Raw genomic sequence first — 26050 nt, 5'->3', positions numbered from 1 at the left:
GGTTTCCCTATGAACCTTATTTCAAAACCACATCCTCCACATCCAGCTCCTGCCACCTTGCGTAAAAAACCATATCCTCATAAACTGGCTTAAATCTGTCAAATGGAACCCCAGCCTTTGTGGTCCAACCCATGAATACGGAGCTGTATCTGGAAGGAATTGGTTCATTTTCCACTGTTTCTCCGTCTTTTACACAGGCAATCTGCCAGGCTTCATCATCCACCATGAAGGACACATTATGGTAAACTACTCCCTCCAGCCATACCTCATTTAAAAAATCCATTCTTTTACTAATAAACCATTTTAAATATCTGACGCTATTGTCATATTCTTCATAATACTGGTAACGGTTTTCAAGCTCCTCCCAGCGTATGCTGTCCATTTCCGCAGAAGCCCTGCTTTCCTTTACCATTTCATCTATTCCTGTATCTAGCAGTTTCTCCAGGAAGGGCAATGCCTTTTCTTCATATAAAGTCTGTATCCCTTTATAAAAGTCTTCTTTTTCATAAAGCAGTGCAAATAAATTCGTACCATATATATGGTCATTCATTTTTGTAATCCCTGCAGGATTACTGGCAATCTCGTCCAGATTACAATTGCCAAAAGCCACATCATAATCCCAAACCGGCCCTGCAAATATTTTATTGCTCACTGCGGTCTGAGGTTTATAAAAAAAACTGCTTGTGACACCTCCGTCATAATTTTTAGAAATTTCCTCCACCAAATATTTTTGTACAAAAGAAGTGACATCAATATATTCCGAATAATGCTTCCCTGTTACCGGATGCATCCCACTAGACTCCGCAGCAGCATCCTGAAATTCCTGCATAAGGTCTGCGATGTAATCTACCTGTTCTTTCGAAGCATACGCAGGGCTCTGCAAAGCATAACAATCCCCCTGATTGGTGATAAAACCACTGATTGTCTCCTCAAAACGGCTGGGTAATTCACGCTCTAGCAGATATCCTCCGGAAAAGTCCGTTTCATCATATCCATTTTCTACCCATTTTCTGTCTCCGTCCTCTGTTTCCAGGCGCTCAAGCCTCTCCAATTCCTCTGGGCTGTAAATGGAATCTAAAACTGTCTCCATATCACGGATATCAACCATTTCACTTCCGACCCTGATTTTTTCCGTTAAATAGTAATTTCCATAATAAATATCATTCACATACAAATCTATCATCTGCCCCTCGGGCACGTAATCCATTCCAAGGGCTTTCGCTAACTCCATCGCAATTTCGTTGCGGAGTCTGGTCTCATCATATCCGTTGGCAATCAAATTCCATGACCTGGACTCCCCAAATCCAAAAAAATCAACCTTTTCGCAGAGCTTAAACTGATACGGCTTTTTGGAAAGCCCCCAGGTAGAATTTCCTCTTCCCCCAATGCTCTCCGCTTCACCAGCATAAAGCTTTATTCCCTTCTCGTCAAAAAGAACTACTTCCCCTGCTTCCTCATTTTCCTTATTCTCATCAATATATTCCATACTGCCAGAATAGGTAGTGAGCATAAGCACTGGCAGGTCAGAGGAATACATAAAAATCACCGGTTCCTCCAACATCAGCTCTCCATCTCTCCCGTACAGAGCCAGCTCATAGGCTTCCCCTTCGGAAATATTCTTAAGCACATCCCCTTCCTTTAACCGGGAATTTCCAATATAGATTTCTCCTCCATCGGTTTTTTCCAAAACCAGTCCCATGTCCCTTACAAATCCGGGAAGGAAAAAATAGCAGATGCCATTTTCACTTTGCCACAAAGAAAATTTTATTTCCAGAGAGCCATCTTCCAATCTCCAAATCATTTCAGGAAGTTCCTTTTCCTCTCCTGCCGCCTCCTTATCTTGCTCCACTGCCACCGTATCCTGGGCATTTTCTTCCTTCTGCTGCTCTCTTTCCTTTTGTACTTCCACATCCTCCCAGGTTCCCAAGGACTGCTCCTGTTCCAATGACACATTCTTTTTTCTGAATTCATTTATCTTACCTTTTACTGTCGGAAAGGTCAGCAATGCCCCAAGAGCCAGTATACCCGCTGCCGTCAGAAAAGTTTTCACCTGCTTATTATCTACCACTTTAATCCTCCATATTTCTAACAGTCCTCACCTATTCAATCAGCTCGTTCTGCCTGTGCATCTTTGGTGCCTCATACTTGTCCATAAAGTCCTCCCCGAGATATATCTTTTCCTTTGCAAATAAAATAGCGTCCGGTACAGTAAACACTGTGACAACCCTGTCAAATACAAGATTCGGGAAATAATTTAATATTTCCATTGGGAACTTCCCATCTAATACAATGTACTCTGAAAACAGTTTTTCATAATCAAGCACGTCCCTGGGATGCGGTTTAATTAAAATCTGTGCCTTTTGCCCCTCCACATAGCCATACTCCGCAATAATATCCTTAAAAATCCGCTCCCTGGTTTCTAAATCACACAAGGGCTCTGACAGCACCAATACCTTATGCTCGTGGCCCAAACCGGAGGAAAGATCTTTTTCCAGCCTTTCTTTGCCTGCTACAAAAATCGACACAAGCATTTCTTTTTCCTTTTCTCTAAGTCCCTCCACCAAACTCTTACGCGGAACTTCAATATATTTTGGACAAGGATATTTTAATACAGAGATATCATTGACTTCCATATCCAGGCAATATTTAGCATATCCATTTTGAATAAATATAATATTCCTGGCCGCCATCCAGGCCTTTAGCCCAAAATGTCCCCGGTTATCGTACCGCGCCGTATCATAATAGCAGATGCAGTCAAGTCCATCCTCCAGCGCATGATAATAAATTTTGTGAACATTCAAATAATAGCCTATGGGGTCCGAGTCACAAAACACATAAATGTCCTGATACTCATGCAAATCCACCGGAACGAAAGGAGCCTGCAGTTTTCCCATCAGCCTTGTAAATTTTATTCTGGCCAACATATTCAGCAGAATATTGCCTCTGTCCTTATGGTACTTGGAAAGCTCCGGAAAAAAATCCTCCCGTTTTTCCTCGTAGGGAATAACCTCCTCAAACAATCCCGATTTTTCCGCCCGCTCTTTCAGCGTTCCAAAATCATTTGACAGGGAGCTGAGCATAAGGGAGGCTTGTCCCCGTACAGCGCCTCCCACATCTTCCGGCAGATTTAGTTCTTTTAAGCAAGCAATATATACATGATAATAAGTATGACAAATATAAATACGTTTTTTCATAACATAAATAGTATCATAGAATTTTATTTGATTGCAACGGATATTAGTGTATAATCAAAATATTAAGAATATCTTTTAGATGTTACTATGAACAGCCGCCAAACCTTAGCAGGCTCTAATAGGGAGGATACATGAACAATAGAAAACTGGCTATTATTACTGCCCGTGGCGGCAGTAAAAGAATTCCAAAGAAAAATATAAAAGAATTTTGTGGGAAACCAATCCTTTGTTACTCAATAGAAGCTGCCCGGGATGCAGGGGTATTTGATGAAATCATGGTGTCTACGGACGATATGGAAATTGCGCAGATAGCATGCAAGGCCGGCGCAAGCGTACCTTTTTTCCGCTCTGCTGAAACTGCAGGAGACTATGCCTCAACAGACGATGTCATCATGGAGGTGCTAACAGCCTATCAAAAGCTGGGGCAGACTTTTGATTCCTTTTGCTGTATTTATCCCACCGCTCCTTTCTTAAGCGGCTCAAGACTCAAAGATGCCATGGTTCTTTTAAAGGAAGCTGATTCTGTCATGCCGGTAGTTCCCTTCTCCTATCCCCCCCAGCGTGGTCTTATCATCAAAAAAGAAGGCTTTTTAGCACGGCAGTTTCCCGAATATGCTGCTACCCGCAGTCAGGATCTGCCTAAAATCTACCATGACTGTGGACAATTTTATGCCTGCCGCACAGACTCTTTCCTGCAGGCCAAAACCACCGATGTGGAAAAGCTTCTTCCTCTGGTTCTGACCGAGTTGGAGGTACAGGATATTGATACTTTGGAAGACTGGACCTTAGCAGAGATGAAATATAAATTATGGAAGGGATAACCTGAATTTACCTATCCTTTCGTATGAAATTCTATATTAAAATAGTGTTCTCCATAATTGAATGAACATGGAAATGAGGAAAATATGAAACCACTTCAAACCCCCTTTTTTAGAATCAAAGAGCAAAGCCTGCAATACGATATTTCTCTTTTAAAGCAATCGCTTGCAGATAATTGGGGCAATTATATTGCTGCATATTCCGTCAAAACCAATTCCCTGCCCTGGCTGCTAAATTATCTGAAAGAGCAGGAATTTTATGCCGAAGTAGTATCCAAAATGGAATATGATCTGGCTGTCAGACTTGGCTTTCCCCGCAAGCATATCATATACAATGGACCCATAAAAGATAAAAAAACCTTTGAAACCGTCCTGCTGGCAGGCGGTTATGTAAATTTGGATTCCAACTATGAGCTTGATTGGATGGAGGAATTAAGCCGATTATACCCTAACAGACACTTTAAAGTAGGACTGCGCGTCAACTGTGATCTTTCTCTCCTGTGTCATGAGGAGATACCTGCATCCCAGGAAGGAGGCAGGTTTGGTTACTGTTATGAAAATGGCGTGCTTAAAGCCGCCCTTGAGCGGCTTTCTGCCTTGCCTAATGTATGGGCGGCGGGGCTTCACATGCATACCTCCACACAATCCCGTTCCATACAAGTCTTTGGCGCTTTGGCTAAAATGGCTGTCACCATTGCCAAAGAGTATGCCCTTTGCCTTGACTATGTAGATATGGGTGGTGGTTATTTCGGCGGCAGGGATGATAAACCTGACTATCGGGATTATTTTAAGGAAATCTGTAAGGAGCTTTCCGCTTATTTTAATCCTCAAAAAACCATCCTCATTGCAGAGCCAGGGGTTTCTCTGATTTCAAGAGCCACCACTTTTGAGACCTCCGTAATTGATGTAAAGGATATACGGAATCGAAAATTTGTGGTAACAGACGGAAGCCGTACCAACTTAAATCCACTGGTCACAAGGCATGTTTATCCCCATCACATACACTATATTTCAGACACATCTGTCAGAAAAACAGAATCCTCCCAATGGATTTGCGGCGCTACATGTATGGAATATGATAAATTGTTTGAAATAATAGATGATATTGCCCTTGTTCCAGGCGATCAGATTATTTATGACACTGCCGGCGGTTATACTATATGCTTAAATCCCTTGTTTATTAATTATTTACCCGCTGTCTATGTGGAGCATGAGGACGGCACCCTGTTCACTGCAAGAAAAGCCTGGGACAACGAAGAATACTTGCAAAAAAATTATGTAGAAAAGTCAAAAAGGAGAAACAGCTGATGAATCTCTCACCCTTAAATCATTCTGCTTTAGAAAATTTTTGTTGGAATAAAGAAATCAAAATTGGCTCTCACACAATAGGCGAACATTCACCTGTTTTTATAGTAGCGGAGATTTCCGCCAACCATAATCAGGATTATAACAGAGCCATAGAAATCATTCATGCGGCCAAAGAAGCCGGAGCCAACGCCGTAAAGCTTCAAACTTATACGGCTGACACCATCACCATCGACTGTGACGACCCCTGTTTCCAGATTGACGAAGGAACCATCTGGGACGGAACTACCTTGTACAAGCTTTACCAGCAGGCCTATACCCCTTGGGAATGGCAGCCTAAATTAAAGGAGGAGGCTAATCGGCTGGGAATGGAATGCTTCTCCTCACCTTTTGATTTTTCCTCTGTGGACTTTCTCAAGGAAATGGACGTTCCCGCTTACAAAATTGCCTCTTACGAAATCAATGACATTCCTTTGATCCGCAAAATTGCAGGGCTTCATAAGCCTGTCATTTTTGCCACAGGGGTTGCCTATCCTGAGGATATTGAGCGCGCCCTTTCTGTTTGCAGAAAGGAAGGAAATAAGGATATTATCTTATTAAAGTGTGTATCCTCCTATCCCACTCCTTACGAGGACATTCATTTAAACGCCATCCCCACTCTGGCAAAAACCTATGGCTGTTTAGTCGGCATATCTGACCATACAATGGGAACGATTGTCTCGGCCGGTTCTATTGCCCTGGGCGTAAAAATGGTAGAAAAACATTTCACTCTGCGCCGCTCGGACGGCGGCCCGGACAGTGCCTTTTCTATGGAGCCGGAGGAATTTGCGCAGATGGTGAAGGATATACGCATTATGGAAAAGGCACTGGGCAGCAGCCAGTATCAGCTTACCGACACACAAAAGCTGGAGCATGAGGGATCCCGTTCTTTGTTTGTGGTAAGGGACATCTCTCCCGGAGAAACCTTAACCCCTGAAAATATCCGTTCCATACGCCCTGGCAACGGCCTGCACACCATGTATTATGAGCAGGTACTTGGCAGAAAAGCAAAATCATTCCTAAAGAAAGGGACGCCACTTCAATGGGAACTAATCGACTAATTTATTTCAGAACGGACGGAAACAGCCAAATCGCATCCGGGCATCTGGTACGCTGCTTTTCTGTTGCTTTATCTTGCCTCCAACTGGGTCTAAAGGTTTGCTTTCTTATCTCAGATGAAGATAGCAATGACCTCCTTACAAGGATTTTAGGCAGCCATCCCGCACCTTCTGTGTTAAACGATTGTGAAAATAATTTTTCCATTATGCGCCTTAAGACCGCTGCCTTCGACCATCCTGACCAGGAACTGCCCGAGGTGCTTTCCCTGCTTACCTCCAATACGACTTCTGCCGTCTATTTCCTTGACTCTTATTATGTCACGGAAAGTTATTTACAGGCTTTAAGGCCTCTGATAAAAATCGCCTATTTGGACGATCTTAAGCTATTTGATTATCCCGTAGATTTACTCATTAATTACGACATTATCCCAGATACGGCTATGCCGGCTTACAGAGCCGCTTATCAAAATGCAGGTAAGCTTTTTTTAGGCACTGCTTACACTCCTTTGCGCAGCCAGTTTCAGGATAAAAAGGCATGTATCAGGAAACAGGTATCCCATCTTTTCATCACCACTGGAGCCAGCGATCCTTATCATTTTTGTCTTAAATTTATAGACAAAATAATCGATTCTTCCTTTATTTTGCATATACTCATCGGAAAATTTAACACCGACAAAGAAACGCTCTACCGGCTTGCTAGAGAATTGCCCTATCTGATACTCCACGAAAATGTCAGTGATATGGCTTCCCTCATGCAGACCTGCGATTTGGCAGTATCTGCCGCTGGTACTACTTTATATGAGCTCTGTGCCCTGGGTATACCAACAATCAGCTTCACGATAGCAGATAATCAGCTCTCCTCTGCCCAAGCCTTTGAAGAAATAGGGCTTATCCCCTGCGCTGGTGATATGCGTTCCAATCCGGAGGCTGTACTCCAATCTGCAGCAGATTTTGTGACATCAATGTCATATAACGCAAAAGACAAACTGGCAGATGCGGCATCCTTAAGTCCTTCCTATACGAAAAGAGTCTCCGTCCATACACGTATGTGCCATCTTATAGACGGTAAAGGCGCTTATCGAATCGCTCTAGCTCTTAAGTCCCTCTAGCCCAAAGTTAAAAATGGTTCATATTATTTCGTATGTACATAACTTTCTGCGCGTTGTACGCTTACGAAAAGGATTGCTGCACCAATTGCCGCACAAATGCTTCCAAACAAAAGCGCCCGCCCCATACCAAAACCATCAATCAAAAAACCTCCCATGCTGGAGCCAACCACGGTTCCAATCGTATTCGTCATGGTAAAGTAAGATTGTCCTTTCACAGCATCCCGCGGGGCCATAATTCCTTTTATATAATAAACCGGAGCAACGGCAATCACTGCCCATCCTCCCATCTGCATCAATTGTACGGCATAGAAGCCCTCAACGCTGGTCACCAGCAGTGTGCCAACCGCTTTTAAGAAAAAGGCAATTCCACAAAGGCGGAACCAAAAAGAAGCAGGTTTTTTCTTTAGCAGCCATCCAAAGCAAAACATAACAGGCAGCTCCAGAATTGCAGCAATCGCCTGCATATTTCCCATAACAACGCTGTCCCATCCCTTTGCCAGCACAATCTGCAAAGTAAAATTATTCAGCAAAACATGGCTGATATACAGTAAAATACACCCAGCTAATGTAATTCCAAATCTGGGATACCGGCGTAAAAATCCCTTTTCACTTGGCTCTCTGCGTGCATCCTGGGCCTCTAATTCCCGAGGCTCATAAACATAAAAATGAATTGATAAAAACAATAAGAGGAAAATACCGCAGATTGCCAACGAAATGGAGCGTGCACCCCATCTGGCTACACACTTCCCAAGTATAGCCGCTAATACCGCATAGGCTAAAGAGCCTATTCCCCGGGCAATTCCAAAATCGGTTCTCCCCACCTCCGGTTCCTTTCCAACAGAAAGCGAATTGATCAAAGGAAGGACCATTTGCAGCAAGGCCATGTCTGCCGCAAACAGAATACTTGCTCCCAAGCGCGTTATTGGAAAAAGAAAAGCCTGCAAAAGGGCTGCAGCCAGCAGGCTTCCCGCAATAAGATATAGCCAATGCTTAAGCTGTTTGCCTCCCGAACGGTCTATCCGTCCTGCAACAATCGGCTGTCCAAAAGTGGAAACAAGGCTGCAAATGGCAACAATTACTCCTATCTGTCCATTGGTATAACCGTTTTCCAGCAAATAGGCACTGGAAAACCCTATTAATCCTCCAACCCCCATCCAATATCCGCATTGAATACAGGCATATTGGATGGTGCGTTTATATTTCATAGCTTCGTCCCCCTATCATTCGTATCCTTTGCAATATCAGCATAACTCTTTACCCAAAAACATATTACAAAAATAAACTTTTAATGCGCTGAGCCTGTACAAGTAAATCTGAATCCGCCTCACCCTCCAACACAAAAAAGCCCCGCCCCATCAGAGAATGCCCATTTGACACGTTTGTCAATTCATCCCCTTCTTTCAGGTTACATTGCCATGCCGCCAATTTTACATTTAGAGCCATTTCCACCCTGTTTTGATCTGGTACCTCTCTTACAGTTCCCTGCATGTCGAAATAATGAATCATCATCGGCTTTGTACAGGCAGCTTCAAAACAATAGGGAAGTCCCATTCTGTATTTAATATATTCTTCCGCCATATCCACTCCTGTGCATAAAGGCGTAAACAAATTATGTAGATTATGCCCGGAAGGCCTTGCGGAAAGTTCCACCACAAAAGGGCCCTGGCCGGTTCTGATCACATCTGCATGAAGGAGACATTCCTCTAATCCAAGGCACGCAATCACTTCCGCCATATAATTCTTTACCTGTTGCCAAAAACTATCGTCAGGCAGCACGGAAAAGTACCCCACTGCCTGCCTTGAAGGTGGTGGCGTGTTTTCTTTTTTGCGCAGTAGAATCATAAAAAATCCATCTTTTGTTACTGCTCCATCTACACCATATTCCTCTCCGGCAACGCACTCCTCCAGCACATACGGCTCCCTGCCTACAGCGCAAAGCGCCTCCTTTAGCTGCTGCTTATCAGCCAGCATATATATTCCTCTGCTCCCGGAGCCATATCTGGGCTTTAAAATAGCAGGAAACGTTAGCCCGAAAAATTCATTTTTCACACTATGCTCCATTTGAAATGCCCTTTCCTCAGATATCTCTCCATCCGTATCTGCTATAGCCCTTACGTCTATCCCAAAGCAATGACATTTCCGCAGATTTTTTTTACTTAATGTTTCATGAAACTTCAGCTTATCCGTACATAATACCGCTGTCTCTTTGCTGACCCCAGGTAAGCCAAGTGCGTCATTGACAGCCCCTATGGTAGTCAGATATCTCCCAATCGGCGCCGTCAGCACAAAATCCGGCCTCTCCCTTTTTAAGGTTTCAATTGTAACATCTTCGTTGGAAATATCTATTACAAACTTCTGGTCTGCCGCCTTAAGGCCTTCCGCCTGTGGATTCCCATCCAGGGCCACCACGCTAAGACCATGCTCATGTGCCTTTTTGATTGTGTGAAGCGCCTCACCGCCAGCGCCGATAATTGCTGCTTTCATTTCTTTCCGCTCCCCTTAAGCTTTTGCCGAAGGTTTCGATATCCCCATAATAATTTATAATAAGCCATAAAATACATTGTAGACCTCATATGCATTTTGATAAGCTTCCTCTCCTCTGCATGAACCCGCTCCAGATAATATGGATTTTTCATAAATCCGGGAAATGTTTCCTGCATCTCCCGGCCCATAGCTTTTACAAAGCCATATTCCTTCTTTTTCACCCCTGACATATAAGAAAACAAGGTATTTACATAAAACAGTGTGGTGAAACTGCTCTCTATCTCAGCATAGAATTCTTCCAGATAGCCAAACTCCTTTGCCTCCTTAACCATAACCCTTGCTGCTTCCATCCGATCCTCACAGCGTTTTTTGGTTATGGTGTGAACCGTGGAGTTATCATGCTGATAATAATAATAAAGAGGTTCTTCTAAATATTCAAAATGCTTCGCTCGGAGCATCCATGAATTACTAATTGCATTATCTTCATAAAAAATATGCTCCGGAAAGCGGTTTGGAAAGTCAAGAATAATATGACGCCGATAGATTTTCACCACAAGGCTGCCACTGTCTAAAATAAGTGATTTATACTTTTCTTTTGTAAGGACTCCGGTCTGTGACGGCTTATTGTTATGTACAATCTGCCCTATTTCCATGCTGTGCTCACTTGTCAGGTGATAATCGCATCCCACCATATCTGCTCCGGTCTCCTCTGCCTGAGCCAAAAGCTTTTCGTAAAAATCCGGAGTAATCCAGTCATCACTATCAATAAATCCTATCCAATCTCCCTTAGCCCTTTCCAAACCCAGGTTTTTAGCTCCCCCCTGCTTTTTGTTTTCCTTTGAAGCTATCACATAAAATTTATCCGGGTATCTGCGTTCATAATCGCGCAGTATCTCCAGGGAATGATCCGTGGAACAGTCATCCACAGCAATAATCTCGTAATCTGATATGGTCTGATGGACCAGTGAATCAATACACCAGGTAAGCTTGTCCCCGGCCGCCATATTATAAACGGGTACAATTACACTAAGTTTCATCCGAATTCTCCACATTAAAATATTCTGCGATTCTGGTAACGGCTTTGATTACATCTTCCACATCCTGATCTGTCATAGCATAATAAAGCGGCAGACTGATCATTTCCTCATACAGCTTTTCCGCTTTCGGGCAAAGTCCTCTTTGATATCCCAGCTTTTCATAATATGGAAAATAGTAAGTAGGAATGTAGTGTACATTACAGCAAATATTTTCCGCATCCAAAGCCTCAAAAAACTGTTTCCGGTTTATACACAGCTTTGACGGATTCAGCCGTAAAATATACAGATGCCTTGTGGTATCTGATTCCGGTATTTCTTTTTGTACCACAAGCTGAGGCAATTTGCCAAAAGCTTCATCATAAGCCGTCACGATTTCCTTTCTCCTTGCAGAAAACACAGGAAGCTTATCAAGCTGGCTGATTAGCAAAGCTGCCTGTATATCTGTTAGACGATAATTCATGCCAAGTGCAATCTGCTCATAATACCATGATCCCTCCGGTTCATGGTACATCTGCTGTGGATCTCTTGTAATACCATGGGCGCGGTACAAAATCAGTTTCTTATAAAATTCTTCCTTGTTGGTGAGGACCGCACCGCCCTCCCCACAGGTAACCGTCTTCACCGGATGAAAGCTTAAAGTCGTCATATCCGCAATAGAACCATTGCACTGTCCCTTGTAGCGCGTTCCAATTACATGCGCCCCATCCTCTATCAATACCATATTGTTTGCATGGCAATGGGCAAGTAAACTGCCAAGCTCTACCGACTGTCCTGTAAAATCCACAGCCACTACAGCTCTTGTTTTTTCACTGGTCAGCTTCTTTACTTGTTCCGGATCAATATTATAGGTTTCCTCGTTAATATCCGCAAAAACCGGCTTTGCGCCACAGTAAAGCGCACAGTTAGCTGACGCCGCAAAGGTAATCGGCGTGGTAATCACCTCATCCCCCTCTTTTATTCCGGCTGCCAGACAAGCCAAGTGCAGTGCAGCAGTTCCATTGCTGCATACCACCGCATATTTTGCACCTGTTATTTTGCACAGCTTTTCCTCCAGCTCTCCTATCTTAGGGCCACAGGTAAGATAATCACTTTTCAGCACATCCACTACAGCTTGTATATCCGCCTGATCAATGTATTGATGCCCGTAATATATTTTCTTATCCCGAATGGGAGCTCCTCCTGATATTGCCGGTCTGTCCATTTAATAACCATGCTCCTTTCCATCTATCTTCTGTTCTTTCTCTTTCTTCTCCTCATTTAACTGTATTCTGATCATATCAGCAATTACCGCTATGTATTCACTGTTGGTAGGTCTCGCCTTTCCATTTTCACAGCAATAACCAAAAAGCACTTCAAAAGTCTTCTTGTTTCCTCTCTCCCATGAAATTTCAATTGCATTGCGTATGGCTCTCTCAACCTTCCCATCTGTGGTATTATACTGCTTCGCAATTTCCGGGTAAAGCAGTTTGGTAACACTTCCCACCACTTTCATATCCTCCTCTGCCATAAGCACCGCACTGCGCACATACCTGTATCCCTTCAAATGTGCTGGCACACCGATATCAAGCATCATGTCAGACACCATCTGCTCTATTTTCTTATCGTCTTTTTCCCGCATAATTTACGCTCCCTTGTTTCTCAAGATTTGTTTTTAATAGTAATTATAGTATAAATTATGTCAAATTCCGTGAATAGTTGTAATTCATCGCATTATACATTATTTATGTCATAAAATTTGATATTTCTCCATAAAATTACGAAAAAAACGAACAAATCCATCTTCCGAAACTATATCATCCTGAGCACTATCTTCTAAGTCATAAAAATAGCTGTGGGTTTCAATATCCAAAGAAATGCTGTCAAGTGGGAAACCGGACACCCTTTTCTTATGGGGAACACCCGTAAAAAGAAAAGATTCTCCCCACAAATCCTCCTCCATGCTTTCTTCTCTGCACTGCTCGTCCCAAATCAGGCAGATAGCATTTTTGTATCTGCCTCTCACCAGTCCGTATTCCTTTACCAGAGCAGTATAATGCTGAATCAGTTCTTCATCGCTGAGCCTTACCTCGCCCCCACCCCGCACATGAATCCCCGGCTGCAGGCTCTCAGGCAGCATATCCCCTGAGGCATGATTCCACAAGTAGAGTCCGCTGTCACAGGAAAACACCGGACATTTAAAAATCTGAAAATAACCCTCCGCCTTCAGCCTTGCATTTTCAAGAGGTGTCCTCCCTGCTTCTTTCACCTCCGGTATCACAATTCCCCTTGCATTAGCCGCATCCTTAAGTCCAATTATTTCACAGGGTATGTCCCTTAATGCTCTTTGCATGTATGTTATTTTAGCGTCATTTCCCGTTCCATATATGATCTGCATTTTCAGCCCAACCTTCTTCTTTCGTAAACTCTAGGCCCAATCTGCCATGCCTTTACAGCCTGTCCCAAAACGCAATGTTACTGGCAAAATTTATCCTGCCTATTTCGCCGGCTTATAGGCACCATCTTTTACAATGAACCGCCACAAAATATTTCTGTATTCTTCCGTGGCATAATCGATTCCCACTCTCTTTGCCGCCACATATTCAGGCTTATATCCATCATCCTCCAGCCACAACAGATGAGAAGTCACCATATCCTCCTCATTCAGTGTCCTGTCTATCTCCATAGCCCTGGTAAGCTTGCCTGGCCCATTATAACCTGTAACACCACGAATCAGTACTGCCTCCGGATGTCCTTCCTTCCCGCTCACCACATTAAACAAAGCATGTATGCCATAACAAAGATATACATATGCTGTTCCGCCCTTTTCATACAGAACCTTCGTCCGCTCCGTCTTTCCCCTGCTGGCATGACAGGCTGTGTCCTTCTCGCCGCAATAGCATTCTGTTTCCATAATTCTATATTTGAGAACGCCTTTATCTGTTTTTCTGCATAGCAGTTTGCCCAGAAGCTCTGGTGCTAACTCCTTAGCGGAGCGGCTCAGCGCCTTCCTGCCCATTCGTTTCCCCATATTTATTCTTCCATATACTCCAGATAGTCTTCCTCGCTGGCAAACAGCATATATCTTCCATCTACCAGTCCCATGTATCCATTATTTACAACATAGCCTTTCATATTTCTGCCTCCAGTCATTCTGATTTATTTCCTGTTATAATCAGAATAACATTATGGCAGTCCTATAAAACGGACTTTAAAGCGTTTTTAAGGCAGTTTATACTGCTCCTGAAGCCTTTTTACCTCTGCTAAAAACACAGCGTTATTTTTATTGGTCAAATGCTCCTGAAATTCATGGGTACCAAAATTTTCCTCATTTAACTGTAATAGACAAAGAGCAATGTTAGAACAATGATCTGACACTCTCTCATAATTAGTCGAAATATCTGAAAGAATAAAGCCCATTTCAATCGTACACTTACCCTTACGCAGTCTCTTAACATGGCGCTTTTTAATCTCAGAGTTCAGATAATCAATCAGCTCCTCCATAGGCTCCACTATGTTTGCCAACTGCAAATCTTCTTCACGGAATACCTGAATCGAAGTATTGATAATGTCCCTCACAGCCTCTGAAAAAACCCTCAGCTCCTCTACTGCTTTTTTAGAGAAGGTTAGATCTTTTTCATACATTTCTTTAGCGGATTCCATAATATTGACAGCATGGTCGGAAATCCTCTCGAAATCTCCAATGCAGTGCAAAAGTATGGTAAGCTCCTGGCTGTCTTTTTCCGTAAGGTGCTTACTGCTTATTTTCACCAGATATGTACTCAGCTCGTCCTCATAATGATCCACTAAATTTTCTAATTCTATTACTTTATCTGCCCCTTTCTGGTCAAATTTGTTAAACAGCTCCATGGCAAGAAACAATCCGTCCTTTGCATAATTCGCCATATCAATCGCCGCGTTTTTACACTGCTCAAGCGCTACTCTTGGGGTATTTAAAAATCTGGCATCCAGAATCTGAATTTCCATTTTAGCTGGCGTTACCGGCCGTATTTCTTCATCACTTTCAGGAATTGTCAAGTAAGCCAGCTTTTCCAGAACCCATGTAAAGGGATACATAGCCACTACTGCCACTATATTAAATGTCGTATGTATTACAGCAACTCCTATTGCGCTTGCTGTCTTATCCAAAAACTGAAAATGAAACACCGCATTCAATGTATAAAAATTTACCATAAAGGCTACTACTTTTATTACTTTGTAATAAAGACCAATGAAAGCCGCCCTTTTTGCCTGTTTGCCTGCGCTGGCACTGGAAATCATCGCCGCCACACAGTCACCCACATTCTGGCCCATAATAATAGGAATCGCCGTTGAATAGCTGACTGCTCCGGATACACATAGCGCCTGCAAAATACCTACGGACGCGGAAGATGACTGAATAATCGCCGTAAGCACAAGTCCAATCAGCATACCCAGAACCGGATTGGAAAACATAAGCAGGATATCAATAAAATCAGGATTTTCCGCCAATGGCTTTACGGTATTGGACATAGTATCCATTCCAAACATGAGTACCGCAAAACCGATCATAATTGTTGCGGCCACCTTATGTTTTTCCCGCTTGCACATGCTCATCATAATCACACCTGCAATTGCCAGAATCGGTGAAAAAGAAGATGGTTTCAGAAGCTGGAAAAAAAGACTTGAACCCTCCACCCCTGTCAGACTCAGAAGCCAGGCTGTCACAGTGGTTCCCACATTTGCCCCCAAAATAACCCCTACTGCCTGGCCAAGCTTCATAATCCCCGAGTTTACAAAGCCAACTACCATAACGGTTGTAGCAGAAGATGACTGGATAATTGCCGTCACGCCTGCGCCTAAGAGAATTGCCATCAGCTTATTGGCTGTAAGCTTCTCCAAAATAATTTCTAATTTACCGCCGGACGCTTTTTTCAGGCCATCGCCCAGTACATCCATTCCATACAGAAACAGCGCCAGGCCGCCTATCATAGTCAGTACACTAAAGATATCCATTCTCATACCCCCTGCATACCGCAAGCTTTACCTACGGTACTGCGTAAATAGATAGTTTGGAAATTTATTTCCAGACTTTTCCTCCGAATGTGTCGTAAAATTGCTATGTTTTTTATTTTACACTATTTCATTGATTTTGGATATAGGTATTTTTCTAGCGCAAAATACAAAAACCACAAAACATTTGTTCATATTCTCTTTCCATGATAGAATAGAAAGAAAGCGCAAATTGGGGCCTCATCTGTCATGGAAAACCAGTGTTTACATACAGGAAATCTGCCCTTTCGCCAAAATCTCTGCATCATACAAAATACGGAGGATTATTATGACAAATGAAAATAATATTGATTTAAACAAGGGAATGCTTGAACACAATTATGGTATAGATGCCTTGCGGATACTTTCTATGTTCATGGTGGTGGTAGCACATATATTAGGGCCGGGCGGCGTACTGGCAGCAGCAGAGCCAAGGTCCATCCAATACGAAGCTGCATGGTTTTTGGAAATTGCTGCTTACTGCTCAGTGAATTGTTATGCTCTTATTTCAGGATATGTCGGTATATATGCAAAATATAAATATCAAAATATTGTCATGTTATGGTTAAGAGTTGTATTTTATACTTTGTCTATTACCTTACTCTTTTCCATATTGATTCCTGATGCGGTCTTACTGAAAGACTGGATAAAAGCAGTATTTCCCATAACTCGCGGCTATTACTGGTACTTTACCGCATATTTTGCCCTGTTTTTCTTTATACCCATCCTTAATATGGCCATCAGCAAAATGACGAAAAATCAACACCGGGCAGTCACGATTACACTCATATCTGTATTTTCGTTTTGGCCAACATTGTTTCATAAAGATGTATTCGGGACATCATCAAATGCATGGTGGCTGATTATATTATATATCATTGGCAGTTATATCAGAAAATATGGATTATTTCAGAAAAGCAACGCCCTCACAATGTTTCTGGGTTATATTACCGTAACTGCCTTAACGTGGCTGTCTAAATTCATAATAGAATCTCAAAGCCTTGCATTTTTGAACTTTATAGATCAAAATTATTTATTTAACAATACATCAATTACGATGCTCATGTCCGGTGTCTTTTTATTAATAACCTTTGAGCGAATCCATATTGGACATACAGTAACAAAAATAATTCAATGTTTTTCTCCTGCGGCATTCAGTGTTTATTTGATACATGCCAATCCTTTTGTTTGGAATTATCTGATAAAAGGAAGGTTTTCTTTTCAGGCTAAGCTCCCTGTTCTGCTGGGAATTCTCACTACACTATTGATTGCGGCACTCATTTTTATATCCTGCTCTTTTATTGATTTGATTCGGTCTGGTATTTTTAAAGCCCTCAAGCTCCAAAAGTTTATTGGCGCAGCAGAAGATAGATATTGCAAAAATTTATGGAGTTAAGTCTATTTATTTACATTAAGCAGTTTTTACTTATATATTTGTAAGGAGCAAAAAAGAAAAACCGTTAAAGAAAACCTGACGAATATTTATAATAATACGGAATAAAATAGTATTAGCCAGATAATATTAAGAATTCTTTAAGGTTAACATAAAAAGAATTAAGATGTGTCTATAAAAGTGTATTTGTCCGCATAATATGTTATCCTATGCTAAGCATTTAGAAATTCTATAAAGTCTGAGCTGGCACTGAAATCTGCAGGCTGCTGAAAATATGAGCGCATAGTGTACTTCGTATACATATAATTCGCGGATAGCCTGCAAGAATGGAGGATTCGTATGAGAAATAAAAAATTATTAAAAATAACAAGCTTATTAGGAGCAGTATCACTTTTGGTTTTGACACTGTCCGGATGTGCTGTAAAAGCTGAAGATAGTAAAGATGAACAATTATCATCTGATAACGTTATTTTAACGGAAACAGGCGAGGTTCTGGAAAAGGAAAAATCAACGCCAAAGACAACCCAGACGCCTGAACCAATGAATACACCTAAGCAAACTGCCCCACCTGAAAATTTAACGCCTGACATGAGTCTGATAACAGAGCCGGCACAGGAACAGGTCGTCACCCACGAAGACCCGGTTGAACCTCAGGGTAATAACCTGCAGCTGGTGTTTCTAGGAGACAGTATTTTTGACACGTATCGGGATGGAACAGGAATTCCCTATCGCACGGCAGTCCAATGTGAAGCTGATGTGTATAATTTAGCCATCGGGGGAACATGTGCTGCAGTTGACGCTGATGACCCTCTTGGCACCGAGGAATGGGCCTCAAGAAGCCTTGTTGGGGTAGTTAAAGCTATCGCCCGAGAAATACCTACGGATATTTTTGTCAACGATGAGGTAAAAAAGATATTAGATAATCCCAACGTTGATTTCACAAACACAGATTATTTTATTGTTGAATATGGAACCAATGATTTTTTCAGCTCCGTTCCATTAGACAGTGAAGGGGAAGTGTTTAATTTAAAAACTTATGCCGGAGCGCTAAGATATGCGGCTATGACTTTGAAGGCGGTGGCACCTGATGCCACGATAATTCTCTGCTCACCAGCATATGCCCGTTTTTTTGATGGAACCTGGATGATTGGAGATGGAAACAGTGTCAACAATGGGCAGGGAACACTCTTTAACTATGCAGGTATTTGCCAGTACGTGGCAAAATCACAAAACGCCCTGTTTTTTAATGCTTATGAAGATTTAGGAATTGACGGCTACACGGCCGATGAATATCTGGAAGATGGTGTCCATCTGTCAGATTCCGGCAGGCAGCTGTACGCAGATGCACTTGCCAAAATGATACTTGATTATGATAAGACAAAAAATAATTAAAGAGGGCTTTCTTTAAAATTGGGGCTTATCTTAAAAAGAGGAGACAAGGAATGGTATCCATCATTGTCTCCTCTTTTTAAGATTTTTTTGTTTCGTTATAGCCTTATGGCAAAGATTAAGATATACTTAAGATAAAATGGAGCAAGCAAAGGCATCAGCAAGAATGGAGGGTTACAATGCATTTAGAAACTACGGGGAGGCTGACGCTTCCCACTGATTTGGACATGATTGATGAAACCATACGTTTAAAGGAACTGTTGGGGGCGGATGCTTTGAGGGATTGTGACGGAACCTTAATGCCGCAGGAGCTTCTTGACCAGAATGCCAAGATATATGCCACCTATTACACAACGCGAAAAGACAATGACTGGGCCATGAAAAACCCGGAGGAAATTCAACAGGAATACTTAATCAGCGACCGGATTACTGCAAAAGACACCCAACTGCGGATTGAACTTATGAAGGGCTTTCATACACAGCAGCTTAAGGTGAATACCATTGATTCTCCGAAACGCTGGTGGGAAGTAATAGACAGGACTACGGGTGAAATTGTTCCTGCGGATCAGTGGGAATATGATGAAGCCTCCGGGGAGGTTGTCATTGAAACAATTCCTTATCATCAGTATACGGTTAGTTTCCTTGCTTTCCTTATCTGGGATCCGGTGCATATGTATAACTTCATTACCAACGACTGGAAGGATGCACCACATCAGCTTACTTATGACGTAAGGCAGCCCAAAACCCAGGCTTATGTAAAAGAGAAACTAAAAAAATGGTGCGAGGAAAATCCTAAAGTGGATGTGGTCCGTTTTACTACTTTTTTTCACCAGTTTACACTGACCTTTGATGACAAAAAGCGTGAAAAATTTGTGGAATGGTTTGGTTACAGCGCCAGCGTCAGCCCTTATATTTTAGAACAATTTGAAAAATGGGCGGGCTATAAATTCCGTCCTGAATTTATTGTCGATCAGGGCTACCACAACTCTATTTTCAGAGTTCCATCCAAAGAATTTCTGGATTTTATTGAGTTTCAGCAAATTGAAGTAAGCAAGCTTGCAAAGGAGCTGGTAGACATCGTCCACAGCTACGGCAAGGAAGCCATGATGTTTTTGGGAGATCATTGGATTGGAACGGAGCCCTTTGGAAAATATTTTGCAAATATTGGGCTGGATGCTGTAGTTGGCTCTGTTGGAGATGGTGTTACTTTGCGCATGATTTCTGATATAAAAGGGGTGAAATACACAGAAGGAAGGCTTTTGCCCTACTTTTTCCCTGATGTTTTCACCGAAGGGGGCGATCCTATTGGGGGGGCCCAGGATAACTGGATGAAGGCAAGGCGCGCTATTTTGCGCTCTCCTTTAGACCGAATCGGTTACGGTGGATATTTGAAGCTTGCGGCCGAATGGCCAAGTTTTATCGAGCAAGTACAAAAGGTTGTAAATGAATTCCGTGAGATTCATGCAAATATGCAGGATACAAAAGCCTACACTGCTCCTTTTAAGGTAGGCATTTTAAACTGTTGGGGCAATCTGCGCAGATGGATGGCGAACCAGGTTCACCATGCCCTCTGGTACCGGGAAATTTATTCTTATGTGGGCGTTATTGAGTGCCTTAGCGGAATGCCTGTGGATGTGGAATTTATCACCTTTGACCAGGTGCGGGAAGGCCTTGATCCTGATATCAAGGTAATCATCAACGCCGGTGATGCTTATACCTCCTGGAGCGGCGCTGAGAATTGGCAAGATGAAAGAGTTGTTTGTGCCATCCGCAGGTTTGTGGACCAGGGCGGCGGTTTTATCGGCGTAGGCGAGCCCAGCGCCTGCCAGTATCAGGGACGCTTTTTCCAGCTCAGCGATGTGCTGGGTGTGGACAGAGAGCTTGGCTTTTCCATGAGCACTGATAAATATAATGAATTAAACAGCAATCACTTTATTTTAGAGGATACCCCCGGGGAAATAGATTTTGGGGAAGGCAAGAGCCGTATTTACGCTCAGGGTGAAAATTATCAGATTTTAAACATGGACGGAAAATATAGCCGTCTGGTGGTCAATGCTTACGGAAAAGGAAGAAGCGTTTATTTTTCAGGCCTCCCTTATTCTCCTCAAAACTGCCGCATCCTGCTGCGCGCTATTTATTATGCCGCCCACCAGGAAGGGGAAATGAAAAAATACTATGTTACGAATGTTGACACCGAGCTGGTAGTCTTCGAGAAAACCGGAAAAATTGCGGTTATTAATAACTCCAAAGAGCCAAAAAAGACCGTTCTTTATGTAAACGGCCAGCTGAAAAAGCAGCTTGATTTGGCGCCCATGGAAATGCGCTGGGAAAACTTATAAGTCCCTGAAACCGCTGGCGTCCAAATTTGTGCATGATTTGCCACGTAAGAAGCGATGGATAAAATTTTTAATTAAATTAAGCCCCAATCCGCAAACATCGTAAGAATGGAGGTTATCTATGGATAATAAAAATACTGTTTATGATAAAATAAATAAAGCAATTGCACAGTTTGCGCTAGGCGGCAGCCTTATAGAAAAAAAGCCTTATGGAAACGGTCATATTAACGATACCTTTTTGCTTACCTATGCGCTATCCGGCGGGCAAAAAAAACACTATATCCTCCAAAGGATGAACCGTTCTGTCTTTAAGCAGCCAAAGCTTCTCATGGAAAATATGGTAAATGTCACCGAATACCTGAGAAAACTTATAGCCTCACAGGGCGGTAATCCCGACAGGGAAACCTTAAATGTGGTGAAAACAAAAAATGGCGCCAGCTATTATGAGGATGAGCATCAGAATTGCTGGAGGATGTTCCTGTTTATAGAAAACACGCTCTGCCTTGAGAAGGTGGAAAGCACAAAGGATTTTTATGACAGTGCTGTGGCATTTGGCAATTTTCAGAAAATGTTGGCGGACTATCCCGCCCATACGCTCCATGAGACGATTCCCAATTTCCACAATACGCCTTCCCGCTTTCTTGATTTTAAAAAAGCAGTGGAAAAAGACGCTCTTGGAAGATGTGCTTATGCAAAGCCCGAGATTGCCTTTGCCCTTGCACGGGAGGCAGATATTTCTATCCTGACAGAGCTTTTGGAAAATGGGATGCTGCCTCTTAGAGTAACCCACAATGATACCAAGCTGAACAATATCCTGTTTGACAAGGATACAAAAAAAGCTCTGTGCATCATTGATTTGGATACGGTCATGCCCGGTCTTTCCCTCTATGACTTCGGAGATTCCATCCGCTTTGGCGCCAGCACCGGGGCAGAGGATGAAACAGACTTAGACAAAATCGAAATTGACCTGTCTTTATTCGAAGCTTTTGTCAACGGTTTTCTAAAGGGGTGCGCCGGCAGCCTGACAAAAAAAGAAATTGAAATGCTCCCCATGGGCGCTAAATTGATGACCTTTGAGTGTGGCATACGGTTTTTGGCCGATTACCTGGAAGGGGATGTTTATTTCAAAATCCACAGGGAAAACCATAATCTAGAACGGGCCAGGACGCAGTTTAAACTGGTCGCGGATATGGAAAAAAAGTGGGCAAAACTGAATGAAATTGTCCAAAAACAGGACGCCCTTTATCAATGACAGCCTTAAATGATTTATAAGCCAACAGGTAATTGTGAAACCGATCCAACTGGTTTATCAATTCACAATTACCTGATTCTTTATTCAGGCAATAACAGATCCTTCTCCATGGAAAAAAGCAAATCCTCCGTAAAGCTTAAGAGCATCTGTGCATCCCGTTCCACCATGCCGCATTTCTTATAACGGAACAGAAAAAAGGGCGTTCCCTTTGCACTAAAAGATAACTTTTCATGCCGTTTTAGCACTTTCGGTATTCCTTCGGGAACTATGTCTGCATCCGCTTTCAAAGTAAACTGAATCTCACCGTTCTTTCCCTTAACCTCCGTCATATAGAGCTTATGGGCATTTACCCTTATCATAGCAATCCGCAGAAGATTTTCTACAGGGGCCGGAATCTCGCCAAATCGATCCAGCAGTTCCTCCCGCATATCATCACGTTCATTTCTGTTTTCAATTCCTGCAATCCGCTTATAAATATCCAGCTTCTGCACCTCGTTTACAATATAGGCAGGCGGAATAAAGGCATCCACATCCATGTCCACGGTAGTGTTAAAATCCTCCGCCATGGAGATACCTTTGAGGCTTTTTACCGACTCATTTAACATTTTACAGTATAAATCATATCCCACAGCCTGCATATGTCCATGTTGCTTAGCCCCTAGCAGATTGCCTGCACCGCGGATTTCCAGATCCCGCATGGCAATTTTAAATCCACTTCCCAAATCCGTAAACTCTTTAATAGCGGATAATCTTTTTTCCGCTATCTCCTTTAACATTTTATCCCTTTTATACATCAGAAAGGCATAAGCCGTGCGATTGCTTCGCCCTACCCTTCCCCTGAGCTGATACAGCTGGGAAAGTCCCATTGTATCGGAATCATGGATAATCATGGTGTTTACGTTGGAGATATCCAGACCGGTTTCTATAATCGTAGTGGACACCAGCACGTCAATCTCTCCATTGATAAAATCATACATAATCCTCTCCAGCTCCCGCTCCTTCATCTGCCCATGGGCAAAGGCCACCACCGCCTCCGGCACAAGCTGCTGGATAGATGCTGCTATATCCGCAATATGATTGACTCTGTTGTAAACATAATACACCTGACCATTTCGGGACAGTTCCCGGACTATGGCCTCCCTGACCATCTCCTCATTGTATTCCATCACATAAGTTTGAATCGGAACCCTATCCCCAGGTGCCTCCTCCAATACACTCATATCACGGATACCCACAAGACTCATATGGAGGGTTCTGGGAATAGGAGTTGCCGTCAGCGTCAGTACATCCACATTCTCTTTCATCTTTTTAATCTTTTCTTTGTGGATAACGCCAAACCGCTGTTCCTCATCAATGATGAGCAACCCTAAATCCTTATAAACTACATCCGCTGATAAAACCCTGTGGGTACCGATTACTATGTCCACCAGCCCTTTTCTTAAGTCCTCCACCGTCTTTTTTTGCTCAGCGCTGGTCCGAAACCTTGAGAGCAGGTCTACACGGACAGGAAAATCTTTCATCCTTTGAAGAAAGGTACTGTAATGCTGCTGGGCAAGAATTGTGGTTGGCACCAGATAAACCACCTGCTTTCCCTCCTGAATTGCTTTAAAAGCGGCCCGTATGGCAATCTCTGTTTTGCCATAGCCCACATCCCCACAAATCAGGCGGTCCATAATTTTATTGCTCTCCATATCTTTTTTGGTTGCTTCAATAGCCGCAATCTGGTCCTCTGTCTCCTCAAAGGGAAACAGCTCCTCAAATTCCCGCTGCCATACCGTATCTTTTCCAAACTGGAATCCGTTCTGCTGCTGCCGGGCGGCATAGAGCTCCACCAAATCCCGTGCCACCTCTCCGGCAGCCTCCCGGACCTTGCTTTTGGTACGGCTCCATTCTAAAGTGCCCAGCTTATTTAGCTTAGGACGCCTTGCATCTGCTGAGGCATATTTTTGAATCACGTCCAGCCCCGTTGCCAGCACATAAAGGTTTCCCCCATCACGGTATTCAATCTTAATATAATCCTTTACAACTTTCTCAACCTCTACCTTCTCAATACCTTTATAAATACCCAATCCATGATTTTCATGCACTACATAATCTCCCACCTTAAGTTCATTAAAATCATGAATTTTTTGTCCTTCATAAACCTTCTTTCTCTTTTTCTTCTTCTTCTCCGCGCCGAAAATATCACTTTCCGAAATGACCACAAATTTAAGCAGTGGATATTCAAACCCCTTCATCACTCTGCCATAAAAAGTCATAAGTTCTCCTGGCTTAAGCTCCCTGTCCGGATCCTCCGTATAAAAGGCGCTGATTTCCTCCTCCTGTAAATCCTTGGCAAGCCGCTCGGCTCTTGTCCTAGAACCGGATAAAAGCAAGATTTTGTACCCATTCTTTTTGTAACGCCTTAAATCCTGTACCAGAGCTTCAAAACTGTTATTATAAGAAGAAATACTTTTGACAGAAATATCCGCCTTTCGCTCTGCTTTCAATAGAGAAGTTTTCATATCCAGCGAGGCTAGCGCTGCAACATGTCCCTGCTGCAGCTTTGCCGCCACCTCATCCGCACCATATAAGAGTTTCATCTGCCCAGGAAGAATATATCCCTTCTCCACACGGTGCATCATACTTTCGCGAAACTCTAATTCCACTGCATCCGCATGCTCCCTGACCCTTGCAGGCTCATCCACAAAAACACAGGTCTTAAGCCTGTCAAACAACTCTAAAAAGGAAACGGTATTCTCATAAAAATAATGTACATAAGCGTCTAAATTCATCAGATTTTGAAATTCATAAACCTGTTCCTTTAGCTCTTTTATTTGGCTCTCCACCCTATAGGCTTCCTCTGTATGGAATTCCTCCCTCAGTTTTCCTGCAAAGTTCTTCCCTTCTTTTTCTATTTTTTCCATACCCTTTTTTAATCGGTCGCCGGAAAGAAGCATTTCCCCTGCCGGATAAACCGTAATACCGGAAAGCTTCTCTATGGATCTCTGGCTCAAAACATCAAAGCTGCGGATAGACTCCACCTCATCTCCCCACAGCTCGATTCGATAAGGGTTTTCCTCTGTCAAATCAAAAATATCTACAATGCCGCCTCTTATACTAAACTGTCCTGGCGCCTCCACCTGATAATTTTTCTCATACCCCATCTCAACAAGGCGTGCTGCCAGCTTCTTTTCATCCATGGAACTTTTCCCATGAATGGAAAGCAGGTGCCGTTTCCATTCATCTATGGGAATCTGGGGCGCCATTAAACTGCTAAAGGTAGTAATCACTGTAACGGGCTTTCCCTCCAGCATACGTCTAAGACACTTAATCCGCTCCGTCATAAGCTGATTGCCGTGGATATCCGCCTGATAAAAAATCAAATCTTTTGCCGGATATGCAAGTACATTTCTATCATAAAAGCGATAGTCTTCCATCAGATCCTTCACCCGCAAATCGCTAAAAGTAACAATGAGCTTGTTTTTAAACCCATCGCCCAGTCCGTATACCATATGAAGTTTTTGAGATTCCACACAGCCCGTTAAGGATACACAGCCCGTCTTTTTTTGCAGCCTGTCTTTTATTTCCACAAATTCTCCCAGCTCCTCCAAGGGCGCCGTTAATACTCTCATGAATTTTCCCTTTCC

Annotated in this window: 19 protein-coding genes; 8 read left to right on the top strand and 11 right to left on the bottom strand. The window is 42.8% G+C overall.

The features are described from left to right. Window positions 1–16: 16 nt before the first annotated feature. Window positions 17–2068: a CotH kinase family protein gene (locus D5281_RS01380; protein ID WP_160558343.1), complete on the bottom strand. Its 2052-nt coding sequence runs from the start codon at window positions 2066–2068 to the stop codon at window positions 17–19. Between the two features lie 31 nt (window positions 2069–2099). Next, window positions 2100–3194 (bottom strand): glycosyltransferase family 52, encoded by a 1095-nt coding sequence (locus D5281_RS01375; protein ID WP_160558342.1) that lies wholly within the window; start codon window positions 3192–3194, stop codon window positions 2100–2102. Window positions 3195–3325: 131 nt separating this feature from the next. Between D5281_RS01375 and pseF the strand changes: the two genes are divergently transcribed. The 4 genes from pseF to pseG all read left to right on the top strand — a co-directional run bounded on the left by pseF (window position 3326) and on the right by pseG (window position 7523). Beyond that, window positions 3326–4015 carry a pseudaminic acid cytidylyltransferase gene (pseF, locus tag D5281_RS01370; protein WP_160558341.1) on the top strand — a complete coding sequence of 230 codons (690 nt, stop codon included), beginning with the start codon at window positions 3326–3328 and terminating at the stop codon, window positions 4013–4015. Window positions 4016–4099: 84 nt separating this feature from the next. Next, on the top strand, window positions 4100–5320 hold the full coding sequence (locus tag D5281_RS01365; RefSeq protein WP_160558340.1) for a type III PLP-dependent enzyme domain-containing protein: 1221 nt from the start codon (window positions 4100–4102) through the stop codon (window positions 5318–5320). Continuing rightward, a complete protein-coding gene (gene pseI / locus D5281_RS01360; protein WP_160558339.1) occupies window positions 5320–6417 on the top strand; it encodes a pseudaminic acid synthase in 1098 nt (365 codons plus the stop codon). Before D5281_RS01365 ends, pseI begins: the two co-directional genes overlap by 1 nt. Further along, window positions 6399–7523, top strand: coding sequence for a UDP-2,4-diacetamido-2,4,6-trideoxy-beta-L-altropyranose hydrolase (gene pseG / locus D5281_RS01355; RefSeq protein ID WP_160558338.1), 1125 nt, complete (start codon window positions 6399–6401; stop codon window positions 7521–7523). Before pseI ends, pseG begins: the two co-directional genes overlap by 19 nt. A 23-nt stretch (window positions 7524–7546) precedes the next feature. Here the strand turns inward: pseG and D5281_RS01350 are convergent, their stop codons facing one another. The 8 genes from D5281_RS01350 to D5281_RS01315 all read right to left on the bottom strand — a co-directional run bounded on the left by D5281_RS01350 (window position 7547) and on the right by D5281_RS01315 (window position 16015). Further along, a complete protein-coding gene (locus D5281_RS01350) occupies window positions 7547–8728 on the bottom strand; it encodes an MFS transporter (RefSeq protein WP_160558337.1) in 1182 nt (393 codons plus the stop codon). A gap of 64 nt (window positions 8729–8792) precedes the next feature. Beyond that, the gene (locus D5281_RS01345) at window positions 8793–10007 is read right to left on the bottom strand and encodes an ATP-grasp domain-containing protein (protein WP_160558336.1); all 1215 of its coding nucleotides are present in this window, start codon (window positions 10005–10007) and stop codon (window positions 8793–8795) included. Then, window positions 10004–11044 (bottom strand): glycosyltransferase family 2 protein, encoded by a 1041-nt coding sequence (locus D5281_RS01340; RefSeq protein WP_160558335.1) that lies wholly within the window; start codon window positions 11042–11044, stop codon window positions 10004–10006. Before D5281_RS01340 ends, D5281_RS01345 begins: the two co-directional genes overlap by 4 nt. Continuing rightward, on the bottom strand, window positions 11034–12245 hold the full coding sequence (gene pseC, locus D5281_RS01335; RefSeq protein WP_160558334.1) for a UDP-4-amino-4,6-dideoxy-N-acetyl-beta-L-altrosamine transaminase: 1212 nt from the start codon (window positions 12243–12245) through the stop codon (window positions 11034–11036). The genes D5281_RS01340 and pseC overlap by 11 nt, the downstream gene beginning before the upstream one ends. Then, the gene (locus tag D5281_RS01330) at window positions 12246–12662 is read right to left on the bottom strand and encodes a sporulation initiation factor Spo0A C-terminal domain-containing protein (RefSeq protein WP_160558333.1); all 417 of its coding nucleotides are present in this window, start codon (window positions 12660–12662) and stop codon (window positions 12246–12248) included. Window positions 12663–12770: 108 nt separating this feature from the next. Continuing rightward, the gene (locus tag D5281_RS01325; protein WP_160558332.1) at window positions 12771–13418 is read right to left on the bottom strand and encodes a non-canonical purine NTP pyrophosphatase; all 648 of its coding nucleotides are present in this window, start codon (window positions 13416–13418) and stop codon (window positions 12771–12773) included. A gap of 99 nt (window positions 13419–13517) precedes the next feature. Beyond that, window positions 13518–14051, bottom strand: a complete 534-nt coding sequence (locus D5281_RS01320; protein ID WP_277935106.1) for a DNA-3-methyladenine glycosylase — start codon at window positions 14049–14051, stop codon at window positions 13518–13520. Between the two features lie 191 nt (window positions 14052–14242). Next, window positions 14243–16015 carry a Na/Pi cotransporter family protein gene (locus D5281_RS01315; RefSeq protein WP_160558331.1) on the bottom strand — a complete coding sequence of 591 codons (1773 nt, stop codon included), beginning with the start codon at window positions 16013–16015 and terminating at the stop codon, window positions 14243–14245. Window positions 16016–16340: 325 nt separating this feature from the next. Between D5281_RS01315 and D5281_RS01310 the strand changes: the two genes are divergently transcribed. The 4 genes from D5281_RS01310 to D5281_RS01295 all read left to right on the top strand — a co-directional run bounded on the left by D5281_RS01310 (window position 16341) and on the right by D5281_RS01295 (window position 22421). Beyond that, on the top strand, window positions 16341–17447 hold the full coding sequence (locus tag D5281_RS01310) for an acyltransferase family protein (RefSeq protein WP_160558330.1): 1107 nt from the start codon (window positions 16341–16343) through the stop codon (window positions 17445–17447). A gap of 336 nt (window positions 17448–17783) precedes the next feature. Next, on the top strand, window positions 17784–18836 hold the full coding sequence (locus tag D5281_RS01305) for an SGNH/GDSL hydrolase family protein (protein WP_160558329.1): 1053 nt from the start codon (window positions 17784–17786) through the stop codon (window positions 18834–18836). A 176-nt stretch (window positions 18837–19012) separates the two neighbouring features. After that, entirely contained in the window at window positions 19013–21172 is a 2160-nt protein-coding gene (gnpA, locus tag D5281_RS01300) for a 1,3-beta-galactosyl-N-acetylhexosamine phosphorylase (protein ID WP_160558328.1), read from the top strand. Between the two features lie 118 nt (window positions 21173–21290). Beyond that, entirely contained in the window at window positions 21291–22421 is a 1131-nt protein-coding gene (locus D5281_RS01295) for a phosphotransferase enzyme family protein (RefSeq protein ID WP_160558327.1), read from the top strand. 80 nt (window positions 22422–22501) lie between these two features. Here D5281_RS01295 and mfd read toward each other — a convergent pair whose 3' ends face one another. Further along, the gene (gene mfd / locus D5281_RS01290; RefSeq protein ID WP_160558326.1) at window positions 22502–26035 is read right to left on the bottom strand and encodes a transcription-repair coupling factor; all 3534 of its coding nucleotides are present in this window, start codon (window positions 26033–26035) and stop codon (window positions 22502–22504) included. Between the last annotated feature and the right edge of the window lie 15 nt (window positions 26036–26050).

Origin of the sequence: Parablautia muri, from assembly GCF_009917485.1 — a bacterium.
In the GTDB taxonomy this organism is placed as follows: domain Bacteria; phylum Bacillota; class Clostridia; order Lachnospirales; family Lachnospiraceae; genus Suilimivivens; species Suilimivivens muri.
Note: the sequence above shows the minus strand (reverse complement) of the source record. Positions and strands in the feature narration are given on the sequence as shown.

Excerpts from the sequence above, each read along its gene's own strand:
- D5281_RS01330 (WP_160558333.1), bottom strand. The coding sequence starts at position 12,662 with ATGCGGGAAAAAGACGATAAGAAAATAGAGCAGATGGTGTCTGACATG.
- mfd (WP_160558326.1), bottom strand. The coding sequence starts at position 26,035 with ATGAGAGTATTAACGGCGCCCTTGGAGGAGCTGGGAGAATTTGTGGAA.
- D5281_RS01375 (WP_160558342.1), bottom strand. The coding sequence starts at position 3,194 with ATGAAAAAACGTATTTATATTTGTCATACTTATTATCATGTATATATT.
- pseI (WP_160558339.1), top strand. The coding sequence starts at position 5,320 with ATGAATCTCTCACCCTTAAATCATTCTGCTTTAGAAAATTTTTGTTGG.
- D5281_RS01345 (WP_160558336.1), bottom strand. The coding sequence starts at position 10,007 with ATGAAAGCAGCAATTATCGGCGCTGGCGGTGAGGCGCTTCACACAATC.
- pseG (WP_160558338.1), top strand. The coding sequence starts at position 6,399 with ATGGGAACTAATCGACTAATTTATTTCAGAACGGACGGAAACAGCCAA.
- D5281_RS01325 (WP_160558332.1), bottom strand. The coding sequence starts at position 13,418 with ATGCAGATCATATATGGAACGGGAAATGACGCTAAAATAACATACATG.
- pseF (WP_160558341.1), top strand. The coding sequence starts at position 3,326 with ATGAACAATAGAAAACTGGCTATTATTACTGCCCGTGGCGGCAGTAAA.
- pseC (WP_160558334.1), bottom strand. The coding sequence starts at position 12,245 with ATGGACAGACCGGCAATATCAGGAGGAGCTCCCATTCGGGATAAGAAA.
- gnpA (WP_160558328.1), top strand. The coding sequence starts at position 19,013 with ATGCATTTAGAAACTACGGGGAGGCTGACGCTTCCCACTGATTTGGAC.
- D5281_RS01350 (WP_160558337.1), bottom strand. The coding sequence starts at position 8,728 with ATGAAATATAAACGCACCATCCAATATGCCTGTATTCAATGCGGATAT.
- D5281_RS01310 (WP_160558330.1), top strand. The coding sequence starts at position 16,341 with ATGACAAATGAAAATAATATTGATTTAAACAAGGGAATGCTTGAACAC.
- D5281_RS01365 (WP_160558340.1), top strand. The coding sequence starts at position 4,100 with ATGAAACCACTTCAAACCCCCTTTTTTAGAATCAAAGAGCAAAGCCTG.
- D5281_RS01340 (WP_160558335.1), bottom strand. The coding sequence starts at position 11,044 with ATGAAACTTAGTGTAATTGTACCCGTTTATAATATGGCGGCCGGGGAC.
- D5281_RS01295 (WP_160558327.1), top strand. The coding sequence starts at position 21,291 with ATGGATAATAAAAATACTGTTTATGATAAAATAAATAAAGCAATTGCA.
- D5281_RS01315 (WP_160558331.1), bottom strand. The coding sequence starts at position 16,015 with ATGGATATCTTTAGTGTACTGACTATGATAGGCGGCCTGGCGCTGTTT.
- D5281_RS01305 (WP_160558329.1), top strand. The coding sequence starts at position 17,784 with ATGAGAAATAAAAAATTATTAAAAATAACAAGCTTATTAGGAGCAGTA.
- D5281_RS01320 (WP_277935106.1), bottom strand. The coding sequence starts at position 14,051 with ATGGGGAAACGAATGGGCAGGAAGGCGCTGAGCCGCTCCGCTAAGGAG.